Origin of the sequence: Vibrio anguillarum, from assembly GCF_001989995.2 — a bacterium.
GTDB classification, from domain to species: Bacteria; Pseudomonadota; Gammaproteobacteria; order Enterobacterales; family Vibrionaceae; genus Vibrio; species Vibrio anguillarum.
In genome coordinates this window covers 21,075-40,041 of sequence record NZ_JAHGUP010000021.1, presented here as the reverse complement: position 1 = coordinate 40,041, position 18,967 = coordinate 21,075, and the positions used below count along the sequence as shown (strand labels likewise).

Sequence of the window (18,967 nt, the reverse complement as noted above, 5' to 3'; positions counted from 1 at the left end):
AAAAGCCTTGCTTATCCAGCAAGGCTTTTTTAATGCTCACTTTTTCACGCGAAAAGGCGTGAAACTTAACGTGAGACGAATTTAAAACGAGACAAGAAAACTATACGAGCTTCGCAACCGCGTCTTTCAATTGTGCAGCCACTTCTGGGTTAGTCACTTGACCCGTGGCCAAGTCAAAATTGTCATAAAAACTCGGTACCGAGACAGACGCTTTTACATTACCACCAAAATAAGGAGCAGAATTATTTGCCGCCGCCAAAACCGATTGCGCGCCACCAGGACCAGGAGAGCTGGCTAGGTAAACAGCAGGTTTACCTTTGAATAGTTCACGGTCAATGCGTGTTGCCCAGTCAAATAAATTTTTGTACGCCGCTGGGTAGTGACCATTATGCTCAGCAAAAGAGATAACAAACGCATCCGCTTGAGCAAGATCACGCAGAAAAGCTTGAGCGCCTTCGGCTTGACCAAGCTCTTTTTCAAGATCTTCGCTAAACATAGGAACGGTATAGTTGTTAATATCAAGCACCACCACGTCTGCACCTTCGATGAGGTGAGCGGTGTAAGTGGCCAATGCTTTATTGATTGAAGTTGAGCTGTTTGATGCTCCAAATGCGATGACTTTCATGGTGTTGCCCTTGTGTGTTCGAATATGGCTTAAGCATAGCGATCGCACAAATTAACAACAACCATAAAAATTTTACGGACTCATTCAAAGAATTCGAATGAGTTAAGTGTGCTCATCTTAAGCTTGGTTGTGAAGCTCGGTCCATAAATCGAACACAATCACGCGGTCGGCAGGCGTAAGCTCTGTGCGCGCTTGCTCTAGGCTTTGCTCAATTCGTGCTTTAAACAGAGATAGATCGTCAATTCCTTCATCTTCACACGCGGCTGCAGACAAAGAAATATGACCTCGCAAATAACCACCCGCAAACAATTCATCGTCCGATGCCGTCGCAATACGTGCATCAATCATTTCCAGCAGTTTTTCTTCAAATCCAATAATCATACAACTCTCATTTTCTCTTATTATTTAGCTAGTTACCTGATAATAAAGTGCTCTAGCCTTAATTCTGTCGTACCATAAAAAGCACGTAATGCATCTGACAGCATCTTCACTCGGGGTGGAAGTCCAACCTGTAAGATAGCGACTACCTCACGATGTACCTGAGTCATAAAGGCGATACGGTCTGGTTCAAAAGCGCCGTGTAGGTTGTCACAACTCACAGTAAAAGGAAAGCCAGCACTGACCGATAAAATCCACTCATACGCTTGAGGGCGAACCTCTACTTTTTCAAATTCGGCTTGAACTTGCGCGGTTCGCCCGTCTGGTTGATACCAATAGCCAAAATCTTCCATCAATCGTCGTTCAGGGCCGGCGACACACCAATGCGCGATTTCGTGCAGTGCCGAGGCAAAGAAGCCTCGTGCGAAAATGATGCGGTGATGATTGATTTGCGCATCAGCAGGCAAGTAAATCGGCTCATCACCACCGAGCTCTAAACGCGTATTGAATGGCTCAAAAAAAGTGTCATTGAACAGGGAGATCAAGTCTTGGTATTGATGTGTCATCGCTCAGTCATGCAGGCAAAAATTTCTCAACGCATTCTCTTATTTTTCTGTAGTCAGGTAAAGCCATTCAATCGCCCCACTTCATTAGTTTTATTAATCGGTCAAACGGTTTCTTGGCATAAAATCTCATTCGCCATCGCCTGACTTTACTACTACACTTGCGCCTCCATTTTTAAGTTCAACCGCTTTCTCGGTTCTTATATACCTAAGGAAGTGCTGTCGGAGTACCGCATTATGTTGCTCAGTGTTTTATATATTATTGGTATTACTGCCGAAGCGATGACTGGCGCATTGAGTGCAGGCCGTCGAAAAATGGATTGGTTCGGTGTGATGTTAGTAGCGAGTGCCACTGCGATTGGAGGCGGTACGGTGAGGGATATTTTACTCGGCCATTATCCGCTAGGTTGGGTGAAGAATCCGGAGTTTTTAGCCATTACCTGTATCGCAGGCGTTCTCACCACAGGCTTAGCTAAATGGGTAATCAAACTCAAAGGGTTGTTCATTCGTTTAGATGCATTGGGGCTAATTGTGTTCAGTATCATAGGCACAAAAGTCGCAATGGGCATGGGTTTGCATCCCGGCATTTGTATGGTTTCTGCGTTGGTCACTGGGGTGTTTGGTGGGTTATTACGCGATTTAATCTGCAGACAAACGCCACTGGTACTGCATGAAGAACTCTACGCTTCGGTTTCATTAGTCGCTTCAGGGCTTTATTTAACCTTACTCGCATTCGGCATCAATGATGTCACCAGCACGATAGTAACGCTTATTGTGGGTTATTTATTGCGTATGGCGGCAGTGCGTTTTAAATGGCGTTTGCCTTCTTTCCAGCTTGATGCTGAAAATCAGATTCATTAGCCACAATCCGATGTTAGATATTTAGTTAGTTAGCTGACTTGTTTCGATAAAAAATTCATTCAGCCGCGGAAATTGGCCAAACAGAAAATTGCTTAAAACAAAAGCGCCCTAACAAGAAGGGCGCTTTTCATTTTAATTCGGTTATGCTGGATTAGATTTTAGGCGTTTCTGTTTGAACCGCAAAATTCTGCCCGCGATGACGAAGTAAGTGGTCCATCAACACAATCGCCAGCATTGCTTCGGCAATGGGCACGGCGCGAATACCAACGCAAGGATCATGGCGACCTTTCGTGATAAGTTGTGTGGGTTCACCCGTGCGAGTAATGGTATCGCCAGGTACTGTAATACTTGACGTGGGTTTAAGTGCAATACTGGCAACAATATCTTGTCCAGTCGAAATACCGCCTAAAATACCGCCAGCATGATTTGAGCGAAAGCCGTTCGGTGTTAGAGGATCTCGATGCTGGCTGCCTTTTTGCTGCACGACATCAAAACCGTCACCAATCTCTACCCCTTTCACCGCATTAATGCTCATCAAAGCATGCGCAATATCCGCATCTAGACGATCAAATACCGGCTCACCTAAACCAACAGGCAGGTTGGTCGCGACAACTTGAATTTTTGCACCGATCGAATCACCTTCTTTTTTCAAATCACGGATCAGTTGGTCGAATGCCGCCACTTTGTCTGCATCTGGACAGAAAAAGGCGTTATTCTCAATTTCATTCCAATCCACTTTATCGATACAAACATCACCCATTTGTGACAAGTAAGCGCGAATTTCAACCCCAAATTCTTGTTTGAGATATTTCTTCGCAATGGCTCCCGCTGCCACTCGCATCGCTGTCTCTCGTGCTGATGAACGGCCACCACCACGATAGTCGCGAATGCCATATTTTTGGTGGTAGGTATAATCGGCATGACCGGGGCGAAACTTGTCTTTAATGTCTGAATAATCGGTTGAACGTTGGTCGGTATTTTCAATTAATAGACCGATCGATGTACCTGTGGTTTTCCCCTCAAATACACCAGAAAGAATTTTGACTTCATCCGCTTCACGGCGCTGCGTTGTATAGCGAGATGTGCCAGGACGGCGACGATCTAGGTCTATCTGTAAGTCAGCTTCTGTAATTTCTAAGCCCGGAGGGCATCCGTCGACGATACATCCTAGTGCGATACCGTGACTTTCTCCGAATGTCATCACCCGAAAATGTTGTCCGATACTGTTTCCTGCCATTACTTCCTCAATATTGATGACACAGAGCGACATGCTCCCTATCACCGCTTCATTCTATTGTTCGTGGATTCATAGTGGCTTTATTACGAAATGATGTAAAGCCCCAAAATAAAGCAATGTGTATTTTTCTAATGGATAAAAAAACGCCAGCACTGTGGCTGGCGTTTTTCTTATGCGTACGGCATTAGTCGATATAAAGCGCAAAGTCGCTAGCGCAATCAACCAACTGCTGGCGAGTCAGCATGAATACGCCATGCCCACCATTTTCAAACTCAAGCCAAGTAAACGGAATGTGGTCGTATTGGTTCATCATATGCACCATCGAATTGCCCACTTCACAGATCAAAATACCGTTATCAGTGAGGTACCCCGCCGCATTGGCCAAAATACGACGCACCAATTTCAAACCATCGGTACCGGCGGCTAAGCCGAGTTCTGGTTCGTGTTTGAACTCTTTGGGCAAACTATTCATATCTTCTTGATCCACATACGGTGGATTCGACACGATTAGGTCATATTTCTCTTTTGGCAAATCACGGAATAGATCGGAACGGATCGGGAAAACTTGTTGCTCCATACCATGATCTTGAATATTTTGCTCCGCCACTTGCAGTGCGTCGGTTGAGATATCAATCGCATCCACTTCAGCATCAGGGAACGCGTGGGCGCACGCAATGGCGATGCAACCGCTGCCAGTACACAAATCCATAATGCGTACAGGCTCGTCGATCAACCAAGGTTGGAACTGCGCTTCAATCAATTCGCCAATCGGTGAACGTGGCACCAGTACTCGCTCATCCACATAAAATTCAAGGCCACAGAACCAGGCTTTATTGGTTAAATAGGCGATAGGAGTACGTTCATTAATGCGCTTAATCACCCGTTCAACAATACGCAGACGTTCGCTGCCTGTTAAACGAGAATTCAGTACATGCGGAGGAACATCAATCGGAAGATAGAGTGTCGGTAGGATTAGCTGAACGGCTTCATCCCACGCATTATCGGTCCCATGACCATAAAATAAGTTGGCGGCATTAAAACGGCTGACCGTCCAACGAATCATATCTTGAAGCGTGTGAAGTTCAGAAACCGCCTCTTCTACAAAAATCTTATCCAAAATTGCCTCCGAAAAGCGCTACAATACTGCCAATATCGATCTGTTAGAAAATGACCAAACCCAATGAGCCAAAAAGAGACCGAACACGATGACGCTTTCGACTTGTTTCGGGATGCAGTAAAGGGCGTTAAAAAGTTGCGACAGGATACCATAATCCAGCCGCCAAACAGAAACCCCAAACAAAAAGAAATCCGCCGTATTGCGCGGGAAGCCAGCGATACCGAATTTTATTTTTCCGATGAGTTTATACCAAAACTCAGCGATGAAGGCCCGACGCGCTATGCTCGTGATGATGTGTCGAAATATGAAGTTAAACGGTTAAGACGTGGCGTCTATGTGCCAGATGTATTTTTGGATATGCACGGCATGACGCAGCAAGAAGCGAAACGAGAACTAGGGGCGATGGTTGCTTATTGTGTGAAGGAAAATATTCACTGCGCTTGTGTCCAACATGGGATTGGTAAACACATTCTCAAACAAAAAGTTCCTCTCTGGCTCGCTCAACATCCTGATGTGATGGCGTTTCATCAAGCCCCTCTTGAATTTGGCGGGCATGGCGCGGTGTTGGTGCTGCTTTCTATTCCTGATAAGTGATTTAAACTGACGCTAACTTCAGCATTAACGCTTTTGCTCCAGCATAACGATGAGGATTAATGTCGTAAATCCGGTGGAATCGGCATGTTATTTTCATCGAGTTTGGGTCTTTGGCCACCGCGTTTACGATACTGCTTAAGCTGAAAGACATAAGCCAGTACCTGCGCAACCGCCACGAAAAGCCCGTCGGGGATCTCCTGTTCAAGATCGGTTGTGTGATAAAGCGCTCGAGCCAAAGGCGGTGCGGGGATGATGTGTATATCATGCGCACGTGCTACTTCACGAATTTTCATCGCCATGTGATCGACGCCTTTAGCCACCACAATCGGTGCTTTATCCGTATTTTGTTTATAGCGCAGCGCAACTGAGAAGTGTTCTGGGTTGGTGATGATTACATCCGCTTGTGGCACTTCCGCCATCATCCGCCGCTGAGCCGCTTCACGCTGCAACATCCGAATTCGACCTTTAACCTCAGGTTTTCCTTCCGTATCTTTGTATTCGTCTTTTACTTCTTGCTTGGTCATTTTTAATTGGTCAGCGTGCTGCCAGATTTGGAATGGGATATCGATGGCGACCACGACCAATAAAGAACAACTGATCAGCAACACAAAGTTGAGCAAAATATCGAGCGCATGGAAAATATTTTGTGGATAGACATCCATGCTCAGTTGAAATAGATCTTCTTTCGATGCATTGATCAGATAAAAAGCAACGCCAGAAACAAGCAGTACTTTTAAAATGGACTTAAATAACTCAACCCAACTTTGCAAACCGAACATACGTTTTAAGCCACTGAGCGGGTTCATTTTGGAGGGCTTTGGCATCGCAGCTTCGACAGAAAAGTTAATTCCACCAATGCCAGCTGCGCCAATTAATGCAGCAATAAATAACGTAATTAAGATAAGCGAGAGTGGCAATACCAGGGTCGCAAGAGAACCAGCCGCAATATCAAACAACTTTCCGAGATCAAACACTTCTTCTCGGCTTAAGTTGAAGATTCGACCCATCAAAGCGTACAAGGCTCGGGCTAACGATTCGCCAAACCACATCAATGCAATCGCACCCACCACCAGTACCGAAACGGACGCTAACTCTTTTGAACGAGCGACTTGACCTTTTTTTCGCGCCTCGTCCAATCGCTTGGGCGTGGCGTCTTCGGTACGTTCTTGACCGTCTGACTCTGCCAAACGCGCCTCCTAACAGTTCATGCGGATTAGGCGACAAATTTGCTGCTCGCCTTCTAACCAAAATAGATCATAGTGGCTATACAAGCCGCCTAAAATATACCAACAGAGTAGCAAGCCGACCAAAAGCGCAAACGCAAAACCCAATGAGAAAATGTTGAGCTGAGGGGCTGCACGAGTCATCACACCAAATGATAAGTTGACGGTTAATAGCGCAATGATGCCAGAAAGAGACATACTCAGCGCCACTTTAAACATAATTCCCAGCCACAATGCGAGCTCACGAAAATCCACGGTCGTTAATGCCCCATCGCCAATAGGCAAGGTTTTGAAACTGAATACCACCAGTTGGATCATCTTTAAATGACCATCGGTTGCTAAGAAGAACAAGGTCGCTAAAAACATAAACAATTGACCAAGCAAAGGGGTGTTTTGCCCGTTTACGGGGTCGACCATTGAAGCAAAACCTAAGCTGGCTTGCATACCCAATATTTGACCAAGCATAACAAAGGTTTGGATTATAAACTGGGTGATCATGCCCATTGCAACGCCAATAATAATCTGCTCAAAGGTGGTCAAAAAACCTTTAAATGAAAGTAGTTCAACGGTCTCTGAAACGGCAGGAATCGCGGGCATCACGGCGAAGGTAATAGCCAAACCTAAGTAGAGCCGCACTCGGGTCGGAACAAAGCGGGCACCAGTGACTGACATCACCATCAGCATGGCGGAAATACGAGTGTAGGGCCAAAAATAGCTAGCAATCCACTCTAAAACGAGGCTTGTTGGGTACTCCATTCAAGCTCCTAGTACAGTACCTGTGGTAGCCGTTCAACGATAGAGAAGAAATACTCCATCAACATCTGCGTCATCCAATGGGCAAAGAACATCAGTGCCAGTAACGTCACAATGAGACGCGGTAAAAAGCTCAACGTCTGTTCGTTAATTGAGGTCGCGGCTTGGAAAATGGCGACCACTAAACCAATCAACAAACTCGGGATGATGATGGCGCACACCATGATAAGCACCATCCACAGTGCGTCTCGAAACAGCTCAACAAAGACTTCAGGAGTCATTCGCGCCCCCGCTATAAAGCAAAACTGCCAGCTAGCGTTGAGAGGATCAAGTTCCATCCATCCACTAGTACAAACAGCATGAGTTTAAAAGGCAGCGAGACGATCATCGGCGAAAGCATCATCATACCCATCGCCATCAAAACAGACGCCACCACTAAATCAATGATTAAAAAGGGTAAAAATAGCATAAAGCCGATTTGAAACGCCGTTTTTAGCTCCGAGGTGATGAACGCAGGGATCAGCACTGCCATCGAGACCTCTTCAGGATTGGTTGCGTCAGAGCCCGATATCTCAACAAAGGTTTCTAAATCTTTGACTCGCGTCTGTTTCAGCATGAAGGCTTTTAGTGGCTCTTGAGCCGTATCAAACGCTTGACGCGCCGTCATCTGCTCATTGAGATACGGCTGCACAGCTTGCTCATTAATGGCGTTGATGACTGGTGACATAATGAAAAAAGTGAGAAAAATAGCGATGCCGATAATTACTTGGTTTGACGGCGTTTGTTGCAGGCCCATTGCCTGGCGCAAGATCGACATCACAATCACGATACGTGTAAAGGAAGTCATCAAAATGACCATGGCAGGCAAAAAACCCAACATGGTCATCAAGGCTAAAATTTGTAGATTGATCGAGTAATCTTGACTGCCATCTGGATTGGTCGTCATGGTAAATGCTGGAATACCGCCACCACCACTGACGCTACCAGCGGCTATCGTTTTAGAGGCACCACTGTCTTTATTCATCGCCGTTACTGTCACCGTTTCTGCGCCTACGGCGCTGGAAGGAATTGGCGTGGCTAACTCTTGCTCTGAAAACGCAAACGGGGTAAACAATAATGCCACCAGCAACATAGAAAGATGCCATAGATGAGCAAGGTAACCCAATGAGGCCGTGCGACTATTTCTTGTCATTTTTCTTTAGCAGCTGAGTCAGTTGACCGGCAAACGGACTGACCTCAGCCTCCTCCTGTTTGAGTGGGGCATCTAATTTGGCGATCAATTGGACGGATTGTGACGTGACTCCGACGAGAAATTGTTCTTCTCCCGCTTGCACAATAACGATACGCTCTTTAGTACCCACCGGCAGTTGACGTACAATGCTCAGCCCTTTTTGATTACCGAACGTGGGCACTCGCATGCGTTTTAACACCCAAGCCAAAAAGAGAATTAGCGCAATAACGAACAAAAGCGACCCGAAAGTGGTCGCTAAATCTAAGTGATCATTCGGCGCTGCCATCGCCTGGCTTGAACAGAGCAATAAACCGATCAGTTTTTTCATCCAAATACTTCTTTCTCGTAAACTGACGTTATGCTAACGCAGCTTTTTAATACGCTCAGTCTGGCTGATTACATCGGTTAAACGAATACCGAATTTATCGTTAACCACTACCACTTCGCCATGAGCAATCAAGGTGCCGTTTACCATCACATCCAATGACTCACCCGCGATGCGATCAAGCTCAACCACTGAGCCTTGGTTCAATTGCAGTAAGTTACGAATGCTGATCTTCGAACGCCCCACTTCCATCGAAATGGTCACTGGAATGTCCATGATCGTATCAAGTTTGCGGCGCTCATCTTCGGTGATCGGTGGCGAAGTATCTTTTAATTCATCAAGAGGCGCGGCCAGAATTTCATCTACATCAATACTAGGCGCGGATGGGTCTTCCCCTAATGCGGCTGCCCATTCGTCTGCCAATCTTTGGTCGTCACTTGGTTCCATCTTCGTTACCTACTCTATTATTCTTCGTTATCTTCTTCGTCATCATCTTCAAATTCAGACATGATGTCTTTGCCTAAAAAGGCGAGATCCGTTTTTACTACATCAGGGCGTTTGATTTTTTCAGAGACTTGAACAGCCATTTTTTCGCCAGAGCGACCCATTTTCACTCGGTAAGTAGGCAGCTCTTCAACAAACATCGTTGCGTTTTTGGGCATTTTAATTGGGATGATATCGCCTACTTGTAGATCCATTAAGTCACGCAATGAAATATCTTGCTCTAATAAATTGACTCGGAAATTGACGGGCACATCCATGATCTCTTCGCGCAATGCAGAACTCCAACGCACATCGGTTTCCATTTTATCCGACTGGACACCCGCATCGAGCAACTCACGAATGGGTTCAACCATAGAATAAGGCATGACCACGTGGAAATCACCACCGCCGCCATCGACTTCGATATGAAACGAGCTCACCACGATCACTTCCGTTGGGCTGACGATGTTAGCCATACTTGGGTTCACTTCAGAATCCAAGTATTCAAACTCAACGCCCATCACTGGTGACCAAGCTTCTTTGTAGTCGCCAAAGACAATTTTTAACAGTAATTGAATGACGCGCCGTTCTGTTGGTGTAAATTCTCGCCCTTCAATTCGAGCGTGGAAACGGCCATCGCCACCAAAAAAATTCTCTACCAAAATGAACACCAAGCGCGCTTCCATCGTGACCAACGCGGTCCCTTTTAATGGACGAAAACGCACCATGTTCAAACTAGTCGGAACATAAAGCGTATTTTGGTATTCACCAAACTTCATCATTTGTACGCCGTTAATCGACACCTCGGCGGTTTTGCGCAACATGTTAAACAAGCTAATGCGCATATGACGAGCAAAACGTTCGTTGATAAGCTCCAGCGTAGGCATACGCCCACGAACGATGCGGTCTTGTGAAGAGAAGTCAAAATTAATCGCCGGCTTACCGTCAACATCGTCATCGTCTTCCGCCTCATCAACACTGTCTACACCATGGAGCAGGGCATCAATTTCGTCTTGGCTTAATAAATCAGTCACTTCTCACCTACTGCATTACAAAATCGGTAAACAACACTTTTTCGATCACAGGTTGCCCAACCGCTTTAGTGAGTGCCGCTTTAATATCATCTGTCGCCTTATCTCTCAGCTCAATTCGCCCGGTAGGGCTACGAAGCTGTTCCACAGTGGCAGACGCAAAAGTGGCCAGTAAAGAACTTTCCACTAAAGGTGAATGGTAACGTGCAAGGCTTTCGTTTTCTGAACCTCGCACCATCAACTGCACTTTGATTTGCACCAAACGATCTTTCTTATCACCCGTGACGTTAAACACAAACGGCTGTGCAATATTAACGTAAGCCACAGGATCCGTTGGCAAAGCTTGCTGCGCTGCGGGGGCTTGCTCACTCGTGGCTTCAGCCTCATCTCCGCTCATCAAAAAGAAAGCTGCACCACCACCAAGCAGTAACACTACGGCAGCAATAACGATAATCAGCAGTTTTTTCTTCCCTTTGGGGGCTTCCGCGCCTAACTCTTCATCAGCCATAATGTTTCTCTATGTCGTTATTTTAATGTTAGTTTAAGCGTAATAACTGATTCCATCACGCTTTGATGCGACATTCAAATCAAGTTTGACGTCTGTATCAAGGTTTTCTTCGTCTAAATAGCTTCCGTTGCGCGCCAATTGACCAGATTGAGCATCCCCGTCAGCAGTGTAGCGCGCTTGTTGCTGACCAGCGCTCTGTTGTTGGACAGAGGTCTCACCCAACTGCACACCTTGTTGTGCCAACATTTCTCGTAGCCTTGGCATAGATTGTTCAATCACATCACGTGCTTGATGGTTAGCGACCGTAAAATGAACCGTCGTATGATCACCATTCATATTCATACGAATTTGTAAACGCCCCAATTCCGGTGGATCTAAGCGAATATCGACATGTTTAAGGTTTTTCGACATCATCATTTGCAGCCGTTCCGCCATTTGCTCACTGGCCATTTCTCGGTTAAGCAACAAAGGAGGCTGTTGCGCGGCTTGCAAGTTGTCAGCACGGCTCTGCGTCGCGTTCAAACCATGTTGCCCCAAAGCACTCGAAAGCTGCTGCGCTAATGTGCCCTCTTTTTGCTCTTGAGCCGACCCTGCATCATTCACACCCGATAACGCTTTCGCGCCTAATCCGGCTTTGAATAGCGCGGGGTTGAGTGGCAATTCTGCATGGGTTGCAGCTGGTATCGCGGCCGCATTCGCTAACTGTTGTATTTGTACATTGGATAACTCATTGCTTGCTGTCACAAGAGGTGACGATGCTAGTGCGGCTTTATCTGCCGCCACGGCAGTCTGCATGGTTTGAGATTGTTGCTGAGCTAAGGCTTGCTGAACAGAATGGGCTAATGAAACTGGCGTATTTTTACCCTTGAGGACCGCTTCACTTTGTGCCACATCTAGAGGTAATGCTTGCCCTTCGGCAACAACTGTGTTCGCCCAAGGAATGGCAGCGGCAGTCAGTAACGCCTCTGTGGGCAGTCCTTGCTGATCATTTTCCGAATCGGTTTGAGGTGTATTCGCCGATGGGGATGGGGAAATAGGTAGCTTGCCCTCTGCTAAATTTGTCGTCAATTGTGAATCAAGTGCTTGCGCTTCAACCAAAGGTGATGACTCTATGGGCATGGCGTTGTCACTTTTTGCCACCGCGTTGACTGTTGCATCGCCAACTTCAGTTGTGGCAAGTAAAGTGGCCTCATCTTCTATCGCTTGCGACAAAGCGCTTGCTTGCACTGACTTTGTATCTTGAGGCGGCTGAATGAATTTTCGGACTGATTCCGGCAGGATGAGTTCACTATTCTCTTCGGTCTCTGCGTTTAAGCTTGATGCCGTAGGTGAACCTTCCGCAGCCATCAAACGCTCTTTGCCCTGCTGAATAGGCAGCACACGCTCTGCATCTTGTTCCGTGATGTGCTGATCAGATAATGGAGCTTGCTCATTCACTGACGTCGGTGCTACTGGTTCAGTAGTGGGTTTAGCGAATACATCCTGTGCTGATATTTGCGCAGCCGCTGGCGCTTTTTGCTCCACTTGATCCGAGGAGTCACCTGCGTTGTCGTCGATTTGCACGTCTACCGGATGAGTGTTTTGTGGCAAGGTTTTGCCGTTTTGGTCAGCAAGTGCTTGATTGGCGCTATTTAAACGGCCAAGGATTTCATCGCCATCGCTCATCACTTGTGCTGTTTTCTGCTGAAGAGCGGAGTCATCAACCTCTGCTGAAGGGGGTGATTTTGTTTGCACGGTAGCAAGATCAGCCTCTTCACTCAATGCCTCACCAAGTTCTTTATCTAACAAGGCATCGCTACTTTGGGCTGCCACGTCATCGGTGAGCACAGCTCCCTCATCCAGCGCCTTAAAGTCAGTTTCTGCCGAAGATTCAGTGCTACGACCCATAATGAGGGTGGTCAGTTTTTCAAAAAAACCTTGGGATTCAGAACCTTCACTCACCGCATCAGAGCCTGCTTTACTCACGCTGGCCATTTTAGATGTGTCGGATGGTGTTGTAATATTTACATTCATATCCATGATGCTCGCACTAAAAACAGAGGATGACGCGGATTCATTATTGGCCAGTAAGCCATGTTTCATCATTTTTTGACGATGGCGCAGTGGATTAACCTAATGAACTCCGTGATTAGTCAGAAGCAAGAAATGAGCCAAGCCTTCAATATCGATAAGAAAGTATGACACCCATCTTATTGGACACGTTGACGACTTGAGGCGTCAGTGACTTAAAACTTATTTTGATTAAAACTTATGTTGCTTAAAACTTGTGTTGATTAGAACGTTGCCGACTAAAGAGCAGTGTAGAAAACTCATCCATCTGCTTCTGCTCTCGTTTATCTTGCAGACGTTGCGCTTCTATCTGTTTTTTTTCAATGAGCCATTCGTAAGAGCGTCGCTGTTTTCTCACTTCCATCCAATGCTCTTGGCAGTTCTCTACCTGATTTTTGAAGTGTTGTTCTGCATCTCTTTGTTTGACAAGGGTTTCATCTAACTGGGTAAGAAATCGGTTTAAGTGTCCATATTGGCTCGCCGTCAAACCCGACATGCCGCGCTCCATAAGCTGCTGACAATAATCAAGACGATATTGTTCAATCTGCGCTAGCTGCTTGTAATAACTCTCTAGCTCATCACGCGATTTAGATAACGCCATCACGGCTTTTTCTTCTTTGTCTTTGGCTTGATCAAGCAAAAACTCGAGTGCGTTATCCATCGATTACCCCACTTGCAAAACGTGCTTGAGCATATTGACGCACATGTCGTAAGGAACCGAATCCTTCATCCCTTGCTGCAAATATTCATCCAGCCTAGGTTTTAGCGTAAATGCACTGTCAATCGCAGGGTCCGTCCCCGGCTTGTAAGCACCGATAGAGACGAGATCTTGATTTTTCCGGCAGATGGAGAGTATTTGACGCACCGCTTTCGACATCAACAGATGTTCATCGGTGGTGATTTGTGGCATGACACGGCTGACCGATTTCTCTACATCAATCGCAGGGTAATGTCCGGCATCGGCCATTTCACGTGATAAAACAATGTGACCATCAAGAATGGCTCGCGATGCATCAGCGATCGGGTCTTGTAGATCATCCCCTTCGGTGAGCACGGTAAAGAAAGCGGTAATCGATCCTTGGTGAGGACCTCCATTTCCCGCTCGTTCAACCAAGGCGGGCAGTTTAGCAAACACCGACGGCGGATAACCTTTTGTGGCTGGCGGCTCACCGACAGATAACGCAATTTCACGTTGCGCTTGGGCAAAACGAGTCAACGAGTCCATTAGTAGCAATACATCTAACCCTTGATCACGAAAGTATTCCGCAATCGCTAACGCGGTTTGACAGCCTTTTAAACGCATCAGCGGTGAGGAGTCCGCAGGCGCGGCTACTACAACTGAACGTTGACGTCCATCAACGCCTAAAATCTCTTCTATAAACTCTTTTACTTCGCGGCCACGTTCACCAATCAGCCCCACCACCACCACTTGAGCGGTTGTGCCACGAGTCATCATGCCAAGCGTTACAGATTTACCGACACCAGAACCAGCAAATAAACCAATCCGCTGCCCTTTACCCACCGTCAGTAAACCGTTGATCGCTTTTAGGCCAACGTCCAGAGGTTCTGTTATGGGTTTGCGAGCTAATGGATTGATGGGGTCAGCATTAAACGATGCGCGCTTTTCGGTATAAATAGGCCCCAGCCCATCGAGTGGATTACCGACACCATCAATCACCCGTCCAAGCAGCTCCATCCCGACTGGTAGCCCCGCATCCCCTGTCATTGGGGTAACTTTAGCTCCGGGCAGTACGCCTGTTATCTGTTCGCTGGGCATCAGATAGAGGTTATCGCCAGAAAAGCCAACCACTTCCGCTTCCATTTCTCCGGACATGGTTTCTACTTTACATAAGCTACCAATAGGGGCTTTACAACCAGTAGCCTCAAGGGTTAAACCAACCACACGGACCAATTTGCCCGATGCCATTGGGCGGCAGGTTAACCCTTCAGTTTTGTATTGACTAAGGCGATCGGCAAGAGACAACACTATTGATCACCTTGTTGGTGACGATTGGTGCCACAAAAACTTTTCAACACGCTACGAATGCGATCTTCCATTCGATAATTCACACTCGACTCACCAGCTTCAATCTGGACGTCACCGCGATTTAATGCTGGTTCTTTGACCAATGTCCAGTTTCGGAAATCCAGTTCTTTTTCGCCATAAGCAGAATGAATCACGTCAACATCTTCTGGATGGAGTTTTAATGTGATGGCATGACCGGATACAGGCAGGGATTCAACCGACGATTTGACGGTATCTAAGATCACTTGCGGATTGGTTTGTACCTCAACGTGAACGACTTCTTTGACCAAGGTTAAAACCATATCGACCAGCTGTTTTTCGACTTGGGCATTCATCAACTCTAGCGGTTGAGCAAATTGATTGGCAAGACCAACGAAAATATCAACCTGCTGCTGGATGAGAATTTGCCCTTCAGCGACACCCTCGGTTTTGCCTTGCTCAACACCTTCTTGGTGTCCTGCAATCAGACCTTCTTCTTTGCCTTTTTCATAACCTTGTTTGAATCCGGCTTCTTGACCTTGATGCAAACCTTCTTGATAAGCCCCTTGTTTGATCTGGCCAATCTCTTCTTCGCTGAGTTGCAGCGGCTCTTCAGCCACTGGCTCATCAAAACTTGGCATCCAACCGGGGTCGTAGTTCATTGCCGTTTCTTTGGCTTTTTTATTGATCTCTGCGCCGTAGTCCGGCAACCCCCACTTTTTGGCTTGTTCAATATTAGCGTCTGCATCTAAACGTAAAAAGCCGCGTTTTCTTTCTCCAGACATAATGCTACCTATTGTTGAGTCAGGGTTAGATTATAAGAATTCGTCTGCGCCGCCAGACAGCATAATTTCGCCACTGTCGGCCATGCGACGTGCAATCGCCAGAATCTCTTTTTGCGCCGCTTCAACGTCAGAGACTTTAATGGGTGGCATGGCTTCAAGATCATCTTTCATCATCTCAGCTGCACGTTTTGACATGTTTTTGAAGATCTTCTCGCGCAAGGCATCATCAGCACCTTTGAGTGCTTTTTGCAGCACATCTTGCGGTACATCACGCAGCAATTTTTGAATGCCTTGGTCGTCGACTTCGACTAAGTTTTCGAACACGAACATCAGATCTTGGATCTGCGTTGCCATGTCTTCATCTTGCTCACGCATCTGATCCATGAGCAAACCCTCAAGATTATTATCGAGGTAGTTCATGATATCGGCCGCGGCTTTCAAGCCACCAATTTTCGCTGCTTGCGCACCCGCTTGGCCTGCGAACTGTTTCTCCATGATTTCATTTAGTTCAGCTAATGCTGAAGGTTGTACTTCTTCAAGGTTAGCAATACGCATTAGTAAATCTAAACTGTCACGCTGTGCGAACTGCGCCAAAATTTCAGCCGATTGATCCGGTTCTAAATACGATAAAACAATGGTTTGGATTTGTGGGTGTTCATTAACAATGATGCTCGCCACTTGTCGCGGATCCATCCATTTCAATGAATCCAACCCTTTTGAACCCGTACCAAGCAAAATTTGATCGACCAAGTTATTGGCTTTATCGGCACCTAATGCAGCGATAAGCGCGTTACGCATAAAGTCTTCGCTGCCCATACCGATATTGGTGTATTTCTGAATATCTTCGAGGAAAGCACGATGCACCGCGCCCACTTTTTCTTGGCTAAGCTCTTTCGCTTTCGCCATCGCGCTACCGACTCGTTGTACCTGCTTAGGTTCAAGATGGCGGATGATGCCTGCGGCGTCCTCTTCGTTTAAGCTCAACAACAAAATAGCCGCTTTTTCATCACCAGAAATCGTTGATATATCGATCTTTGATTCTTCCACTTCAGTTCCATTTTTATCTTCAGGCATTTTGCATCCAATTCTTCACTACTTGAGCCGCAAGTTCAGGCTCATTGGCCACCAGAGCACGCACCGCTTTCAGTACATCCTCATCCTTGTGTAAGTTTGGCAAATCAATACCGGAACCAAACTCAAAGAGATCACCGCCGTCAATACCACTGCCAATTAAACTGGTTTCACCATCAGCACCAATGGGTAAACCATCAGGTCCGTACATTGGGTCATCATCATCCGCAGCAGGGTTGAGCAGTTTTTTCAGTGCAGGGCGAACCAGCACCAGCACAACAACCACAATAACCAAGGCACTAGCAAACCAGCGTACCCAATCGTTGAAGTTTGGATGTTCCCAAATAGGGACATCAACCATTGACTCAACTTCAGGCACGGCAAATTGCATGCTCAAGACATTCAACAAATCGCCACGGTTTTCATCAAAGCCAACCGTCCCAATCAAGACTTGTCGCACGGCGCTAATTTCACTTTCGCTCAATGGAGTATAGGTGACTTCGCCAGTCTCTGGGTTAACCGATGATCGGTTTTTAATCGCCACCGCCACCGTTTGTCGGTTAACAACACCGGACTGCCTGCGCTCATGGCTAATGGTGGTATCGAGTTCAAAATTGCGAGTGGCTTCTTTGTGCACAGAACCTTGCCCGAGTATCGAACCATCTTTCATCTGCGCAACGTCTTGAGGGATCGAAGCATCCGCTGGGGGTTGATTACTTAATGCACCCGGGACACCAGCGACCATACTACCGTTGTTATAATCTTCAAGCGTATATTCACTGCGAGTTGCGGGAGTATTGGGATCAAAACGTTTACGCGTTTGTTCAATGGCACTGAAATCCAGTTGGATATCCACTTGGGCGGTATAATTACCAAAACCTAGAATTGGTATTAATACCGAATCAATTTTTTCACGCAGCGCCTCTTCTTGCTTGCGTTCAAGTTCTTGTTCTTTACGACGAGCAGAAGACACGGGGTCTTGAGAGCCTGAACTGAGCAAACGGCCATGTTGATCAGTTACGGTAATTCGATTGGGTTTCATCCCTGGCACGGCACTGGCGACCATATCGACAATAGAGTCGACCTCTTCTTGTTTGAGGTTCGCGCCAGTTCGTAAGGTAAGAAAGACAGATGCGGATGCATCTTGGTTATGACGAACAAATACGCTTTGCTTAGGCAGCGCCAATAACACACGAGCTTTGTTGACGAGCTTCATCTCTTCAATCGCTTTGGCAAGCTGACGTTCACGGCTAAGTTTAAGGCGCTCTTGCTCAAGGCGCTGAGAAACACCAAAGCCCATGTCTTGCATCAAGATTTCATCGCCCGCTTGCTTGTTTTGATTTAACCCTGCACGGACGAGGTTGAGTTTTAAGCTGTTGTATTCACTGGATGGCACTAAGATAGTATTACCATCTAATTTATAGGTCAGTTTCTGCTGATCAAGATAATCGAGGACAGGAATAAGTTCTTCGGTTTCATAAGCGCCAAGCGGGCGCATTTCAGGTTCTCGAACCCAAAAGAACAACATGACAATCAGTGCCACACAGATGGAAATAGAGAGGACTAACACCACCTGGCGCAACAAGTCCAAGTCGCCCATCGCAAAATCACTTTTGGATGAACTCTTCTCTTCAAGATCTGGGTTTTGCGTGTCCATGTCTAGATCTGAGCTCGCCATTAAAGCGTGGTCAGAACCACTGGTCACGGTAAGATCGGTTGTTTGCTTATCTTCTGCCACGGCGGCTACCTAATTTATACGGGCATATTCATGAGTTCTTTGTAGGCGTCGACAAGTTTATTTCGAACTTGAATCGTCGCTTCAAAGGCTACACTCGACTTGTTACGAGCAATCATCACATCCGATAGTGAGACATTTTCATCTCCCCGATCAAAGCGGGTTTGTAAATTACCTGAGGTCTTTTGCAAACTGTTCACGTTATTAATGGCTTTGGAAAGCATGTCGCCAAAATCAGCACTCACACTTTGTCCAGTTGCCGTAGGACGAGCATTGGTTGCTTCCAACATCATTGTTTGCATTTCGCTGTTTAAACCATCAAGTCTCATTGCTACCTCTAACGCCAAATCTTTGACTGCTGTGCTGCTTCTTTCTGTGATGCAGCAATTTATA

22 protein-coding genes are annotated in these 18,967 nt (G+C 46.5%); 2 read left to right on the top strand and 20 right to left on the bottom strand.

Annotated elements, in window-relative coordinates; genetic code table 11:
- Positions 1–100: 100 nt before the first annotated feature.
- From PL85_RS05425 to PL85_RS05415, 3 genes are all read right to left on the bottom strand, one after another.
- A complete protein-coding gene (locus tag PL85_RS05425; RefSeq protein WP_026027294.1) occupies positions 101–625 on the bottom strand; it encodes an NADPH-dependent FMN reductase in 525 nt (174 codons plus the stop codon).
- Positions 626–742: 117 nt separating this feature from the next.
- On the bottom strand, positions 743–1,006 hold the full coding sequence (locus PL85_RS05420; protein WP_013856329.1) for a YfcL family protein: 264 nt from the start codon (positions 1,004–1,006) through the stop codon (positions 743–745).
- 32 nt (positions 1,007–1,038) lie between these two features.
- Positions 1,039–1,569 carry an elongation factor P hydroxylase gene (locus PL85_RS05415; protein WP_017042731.1) on the bottom strand — a complete coding sequence of 177 codons (531 nt, stop codon included), beginning with the start codon at positions 1,567–1,569 and terminating at the stop codon, positions 1,039–1,041.
- A gap of 234 nt (positions 1,570–1,803) precedes the next feature.
- Between PL85_RS05415 and PL85_RS05410 the strand changes: the two genes are divergently transcribed.
- Positions 1,804–2,427 (top strand): trimeric intracellular cation channel family protein, encoded by a 624-nt coding sequence (locus PL85_RS05410; protein WP_026027295.1) that lies wholly within the window; start codon positions 1,804–1,806, stop codon positions 2,425–2,427.
- Between the two features lie 151 nt (positions 2,428–2,578).
- On the opposite strand, the gene aroC is transcribed toward PL85_RS05410, so the two are convergent.
- Positions 2,579–3,664: a chorismate synthase gene (gene aroC, locus PL85_RS05405; RefSeq protein WP_026028357.1), complete on the bottom strand. Its 1,086-nt coding sequence runs from the start codon at positions 3,662–3,664 to the stop codon at positions 2,579–2,581.
- Positions 3,665–3,848: 184 nt separating this feature from the next.
- The gene (gene prmB / locus PL85_RS05400; RefSeq protein ID WP_013856325.1) at positions 3,849–4,781 is read right to left on the bottom strand and encodes a 50S ribosomal protein L3 N(5)-glutamine methyltransferase; all 933 of its coding nucleotides are present in this window, start codon (positions 4,779–4,781) and stop codon (positions 3,849–3,851) included.
- Between the two features lie 63 nt (positions 4,782–4,844).
- Between prmB and smrB the strand changes: the two genes are divergently transcribed.
- The gene (smrB, locus tag PL85_RS05395; protein ID WP_013856324.1) at positions 4,845–5,375 is read left to right on the top strand and encodes an endonuclease SmrB; all 531 of its coding nucleotides are present in this window, start codon (positions 4,845–4,847) and stop codon (positions 5,373–5,375) included.
- 56 nt (positions 5,376–5,431) lie between these two features.
- Here the strand turns inward: smrB and flhB are convergent, their stop codons facing one another.
- From flhB to fliE, 15 genes are all read right to left on the bottom strand, one after another.
- Positions 5,432–6,562: a flagellar biosynthesis protein FlhB gene (gene flhB, locus PL85_RS05390; RefSeq protein ID WP_017042734.1), complete on the bottom strand. Its 1,131-nt coding sequence runs from the start codon at positions 6,560–6,562 to the stop codon at positions 5,432–5,434.
- A 9-nt stretch (positions 6,563–6,571) separates the two neighbouring features.
- Positions 6,572–7,354 (bottom strand): flagellar biosynthetic protein FliR, encoded by a 783-nt coding sequence (gene fliR, locus PL85_RS05385; protein WP_017042735.1) that lies wholly within the window; start codon positions 7,352–7,354, stop codon positions 6,572–6,574.
- A gap of 8 nt (positions 7,355–7,362) precedes the next feature.
- The gene (gene fliQ, locus PL85_RS05380) at positions 7,363–7,632 is read right to left on the bottom strand and encodes a flagellar biosynthesis protein FliQ (RefSeq protein WP_013856321.1); all 270 of its coding nucleotides are present in this window, start codon (positions 7,630–7,632) and stop codon (positions 7,363–7,365) included.
- An 11-nt stretch (positions 7,633–7,643) separates the two neighbouring features.
- Positions 7,644–8,543, bottom strand: a complete 900-nt coding sequence (fliP, locus tag PL85_RS05375; RefSeq protein WP_038171200.1) for a flagellar type III secretion system pore protein FliP — start codon at positions 8,541–8,543, stop codon at positions 7,644–7,646.
- Entirely contained in the window at positions 8,530–8,910 is a 381-nt protein-coding gene (gene fliO / locus PL85_RS05370; protein ID WP_013856319.1) for a flagellar biosynthetic protein FliO, read from the bottom strand. The genes fliP and fliO overlap by 14 nt, the downstream gene beginning before the upstream one ends.
- Positions 8,911–8,943: 33 nt before the next feature.
- Positions 8,944–9,354 carry a flagellar motor switch protein FliN gene (fliN, locus tag PL85_RS05365; RefSeq protein ID WP_010318705.1) on the bottom strand — a complete coding sequence of 137 codons (411 nt, stop codon included), beginning with the start codon at positions 9,352–9,354 and terminating at the stop codon, positions 8,944–8,946.
- A 17-nt stretch (positions 9,355–9,371) separates the two neighbouring features.
- Complete coding sequence (fliM, locus tag PL85_RS05360; protein ID WP_017042737.1) at positions 9,372–10,424, bottom strand: flagellar motor switch protein FliM; 1,053 nt, start codon at positions 10,422–10,424, stop codon at positions 9,372–9,374.
- A 7-nt stretch (positions 10,425–10,431) separates the two neighbouring features.
- On the bottom strand, positions 10,432–10,929 hold the full coding sequence (fliL, locus tag PL85_RS05355; protein WP_017042738.1) for a flagellar basal body-associated protein FliL: 498 nt from the start codon (positions 10,927–10,929) through the stop codon (positions 10,432–10,434).
- Between the two features lie 33 nt (positions 10,930–10,962).
- Positions 10,963–13,014: a flagellar hook-length control protein FliK gene (locus tag PL85_RS05350; protein WP_115339195.1), complete on the bottom strand. Its 2,052-nt coding sequence runs from the start codon at positions 13,012–13,014 to the stop codon at positions 10,963–10,965.
- A 172-nt stretch (positions 13,015–13,186) separates the two neighbouring features.
- Positions 13,187–13,639, bottom strand: coding sequence for a flagellar export protein FliJ (gene fliJ / locus PL85_RS05345; protein WP_010318709.1), 453 nt, complete (start codon positions 13,637–13,639; stop codon positions 13,187–13,189).
- A gap of 3 nt (positions 13,640–13,642) precedes the next feature.
- Positions 13,643–14,965 carry a flagellar protein export ATPase FliI gene (gene fliI, locus PL85_RS05340; protein ID WP_013856312.1) on the bottom strand — a complete coding sequence of 441 codons (1,323 nt, stop codon included), beginning with the start codon at positions 14,963–14,965 and terminating at the stop codon, positions 13,643–13,645.
- Entirely contained in the window at positions 14,965–15,768 is an 804-nt protein-coding gene (gene fliH / locus PL85_RS05335; protein WP_017042741.1) for a flagellar assembly protein FliH, read from the bottom strand. The genes fliI and fliH overlap by 1 nt, the downstream gene beginning before the upstream one ends.
- A gap of 30 nt (positions 15,769–15,798) precedes the next feature.
- Entirely contained in the window at positions 15,799–16,842 is a 1,044-nt protein-coding gene (gene fliG, locus PL85_RS05330) for a flagellar motor switch protein FliG (RefSeq protein ID WP_017042742.1), read from the bottom strand.
- Positions 16,835–18,577 carry a flagellar basal-body MS-ring/collar protein FliF gene (gene fliF, locus PL85_RS05325; RefSeq protein ID WP_017042743.1) on the bottom strand — a complete coding sequence of 581 codons (1,743 nt, stop codon included), beginning with the start codon at positions 18,575–18,577 and terminating at the stop codon, positions 16,835–16,837. The genes fliG and fliF overlap by 8 nt, the downstream gene beginning before the upstream one ends.
- Before the next feature lie 14 nt (positions 18,578–18,591).
- Positions 18,592–18,903, bottom strand: coding sequence for a flagellar hook-basal body complex protein FliE (fliE, locus tag PL85_RS05320; RefSeq protein WP_026028064.1), 312 nt, complete (start codon positions 18,901–18,903; stop codon positions 18,592–18,594).
- Positions 18,904–18,967: the final 64 nt, after the last annotated feature.

Excerpts from the sequence above, each read along its gene's own strand:
- PL85_RS05350 (WP_115339195.1), bottom strand. The coding sequence starts at position 13,014 with ATGATGAAACATGGCTTACTGGCCAATAATGAATCCGCGTCATCCTCT.
- fliO (WP_013856319.1), bottom strand. The coding sequence starts at position 8,910 with ATGAAAAAACTGATCGGTTTATTGCTCTGTTCAAGCCAGGCGATGGCA.
- PL85_RS05420 (WP_013856329.1), bottom strand. The coding sequence starts at position 1,006 with ATGATTATTGGATTTGAAGAAAAACTGCTGGAAATGATTGATGCACGT.
- fliR (WP_017042735.1), bottom strand. The coding sequence starts at position 7,354 with ATGGAGTACCCAACAAGCCTCGTTTTAGAGTGGATTGCTAGCTATTTT.
- PL85_RS05410 (WP_026027295.1), top strand. The coding sequence starts at position 1,804 with ATGTTGCTCAGTGTTTTATATATTATTGGTATTACTGCCGAAGCGATG.
- PL85_RS05425 (WP_026027294.1), bottom strand. The coding sequence starts at position 625 with ATGAAAGTCATCGCATTTGGAGCATCAAACAGCTCAACTTCAATCAAT.
- PL85_RS05415 (WP_017042731.1), bottom strand. The coding sequence starts at position 1,569 with ATGACACATCAATACCAAGACTTGATCTCCCTGTTCAATGACACTTTT.
- fliG (WP_017042742.1), bottom strand. The coding sequence starts at position 16,842 with ATGCCTGAAGATAAAAATGGAACTGAAGTGGAAGAATCAAAGATCGAT.
- fliJ (WP_010318709.1), bottom strand. The coding sequence starts at position 13,639 with ATGGATAACGCACTCGAGTTTTTGCTTGATCAAGCCAAAGACAAAGAA.
- fliH (WP_017042741.1), bottom strand. The coding sequence starts at position 15,768 with ATGTCTGGAGAAAGAAAACGCGGCTTTTTACGTTTAGATGCAGACGCT.
- smrB (WP_013856324.1), top strand. The coding sequence starts at position 4,845 with ATGAGCCAAAAAGAGACCGAACACGATGACGCTTTCGACTTGTTTCGG.
- fliE (WP_026028064.1), bottom strand. The coding sequence starts at position 18,903 with ATGAGACTTGATGGTTTAAACAGCGAAATGCAAACAATGATGTTGGAA.
- fliQ (WP_013856321.1), bottom strand. The coding sequence starts at position 7,632 with ATGACTCCTGAAGTCTTTGTTGAGCTGTTTCGAGACGCACTGTGGATG.
- fliN (WP_010318705.1), bottom strand. The coding sequence starts at position 9,354 with ATGGAACCAAGTGACGACCAAAGATTGGCAGACGAATGGGCAGCCGCA.
- aroC (WP_026028357.1), bottom strand. The coding sequence starts at position 3,664 with ATGGCAGGAAACAGTATCGGACAACATTTTCGGGTGATGACATTCGGA.
- fliL (WP_017042738.1), bottom strand. The coding sequence starts at position 10,929 with ATGGCTGATGAAGAGTTAGGCGCGGAAGCCCCCAAAGGGAAGAAAAAA.
- fliP (WP_038171200.1), bottom strand. The coding sequence starts at position 8,543 with ATGACAAGAAATAGTCGCACGGCCTCATTGGGTTACCTTGCTCATCTA.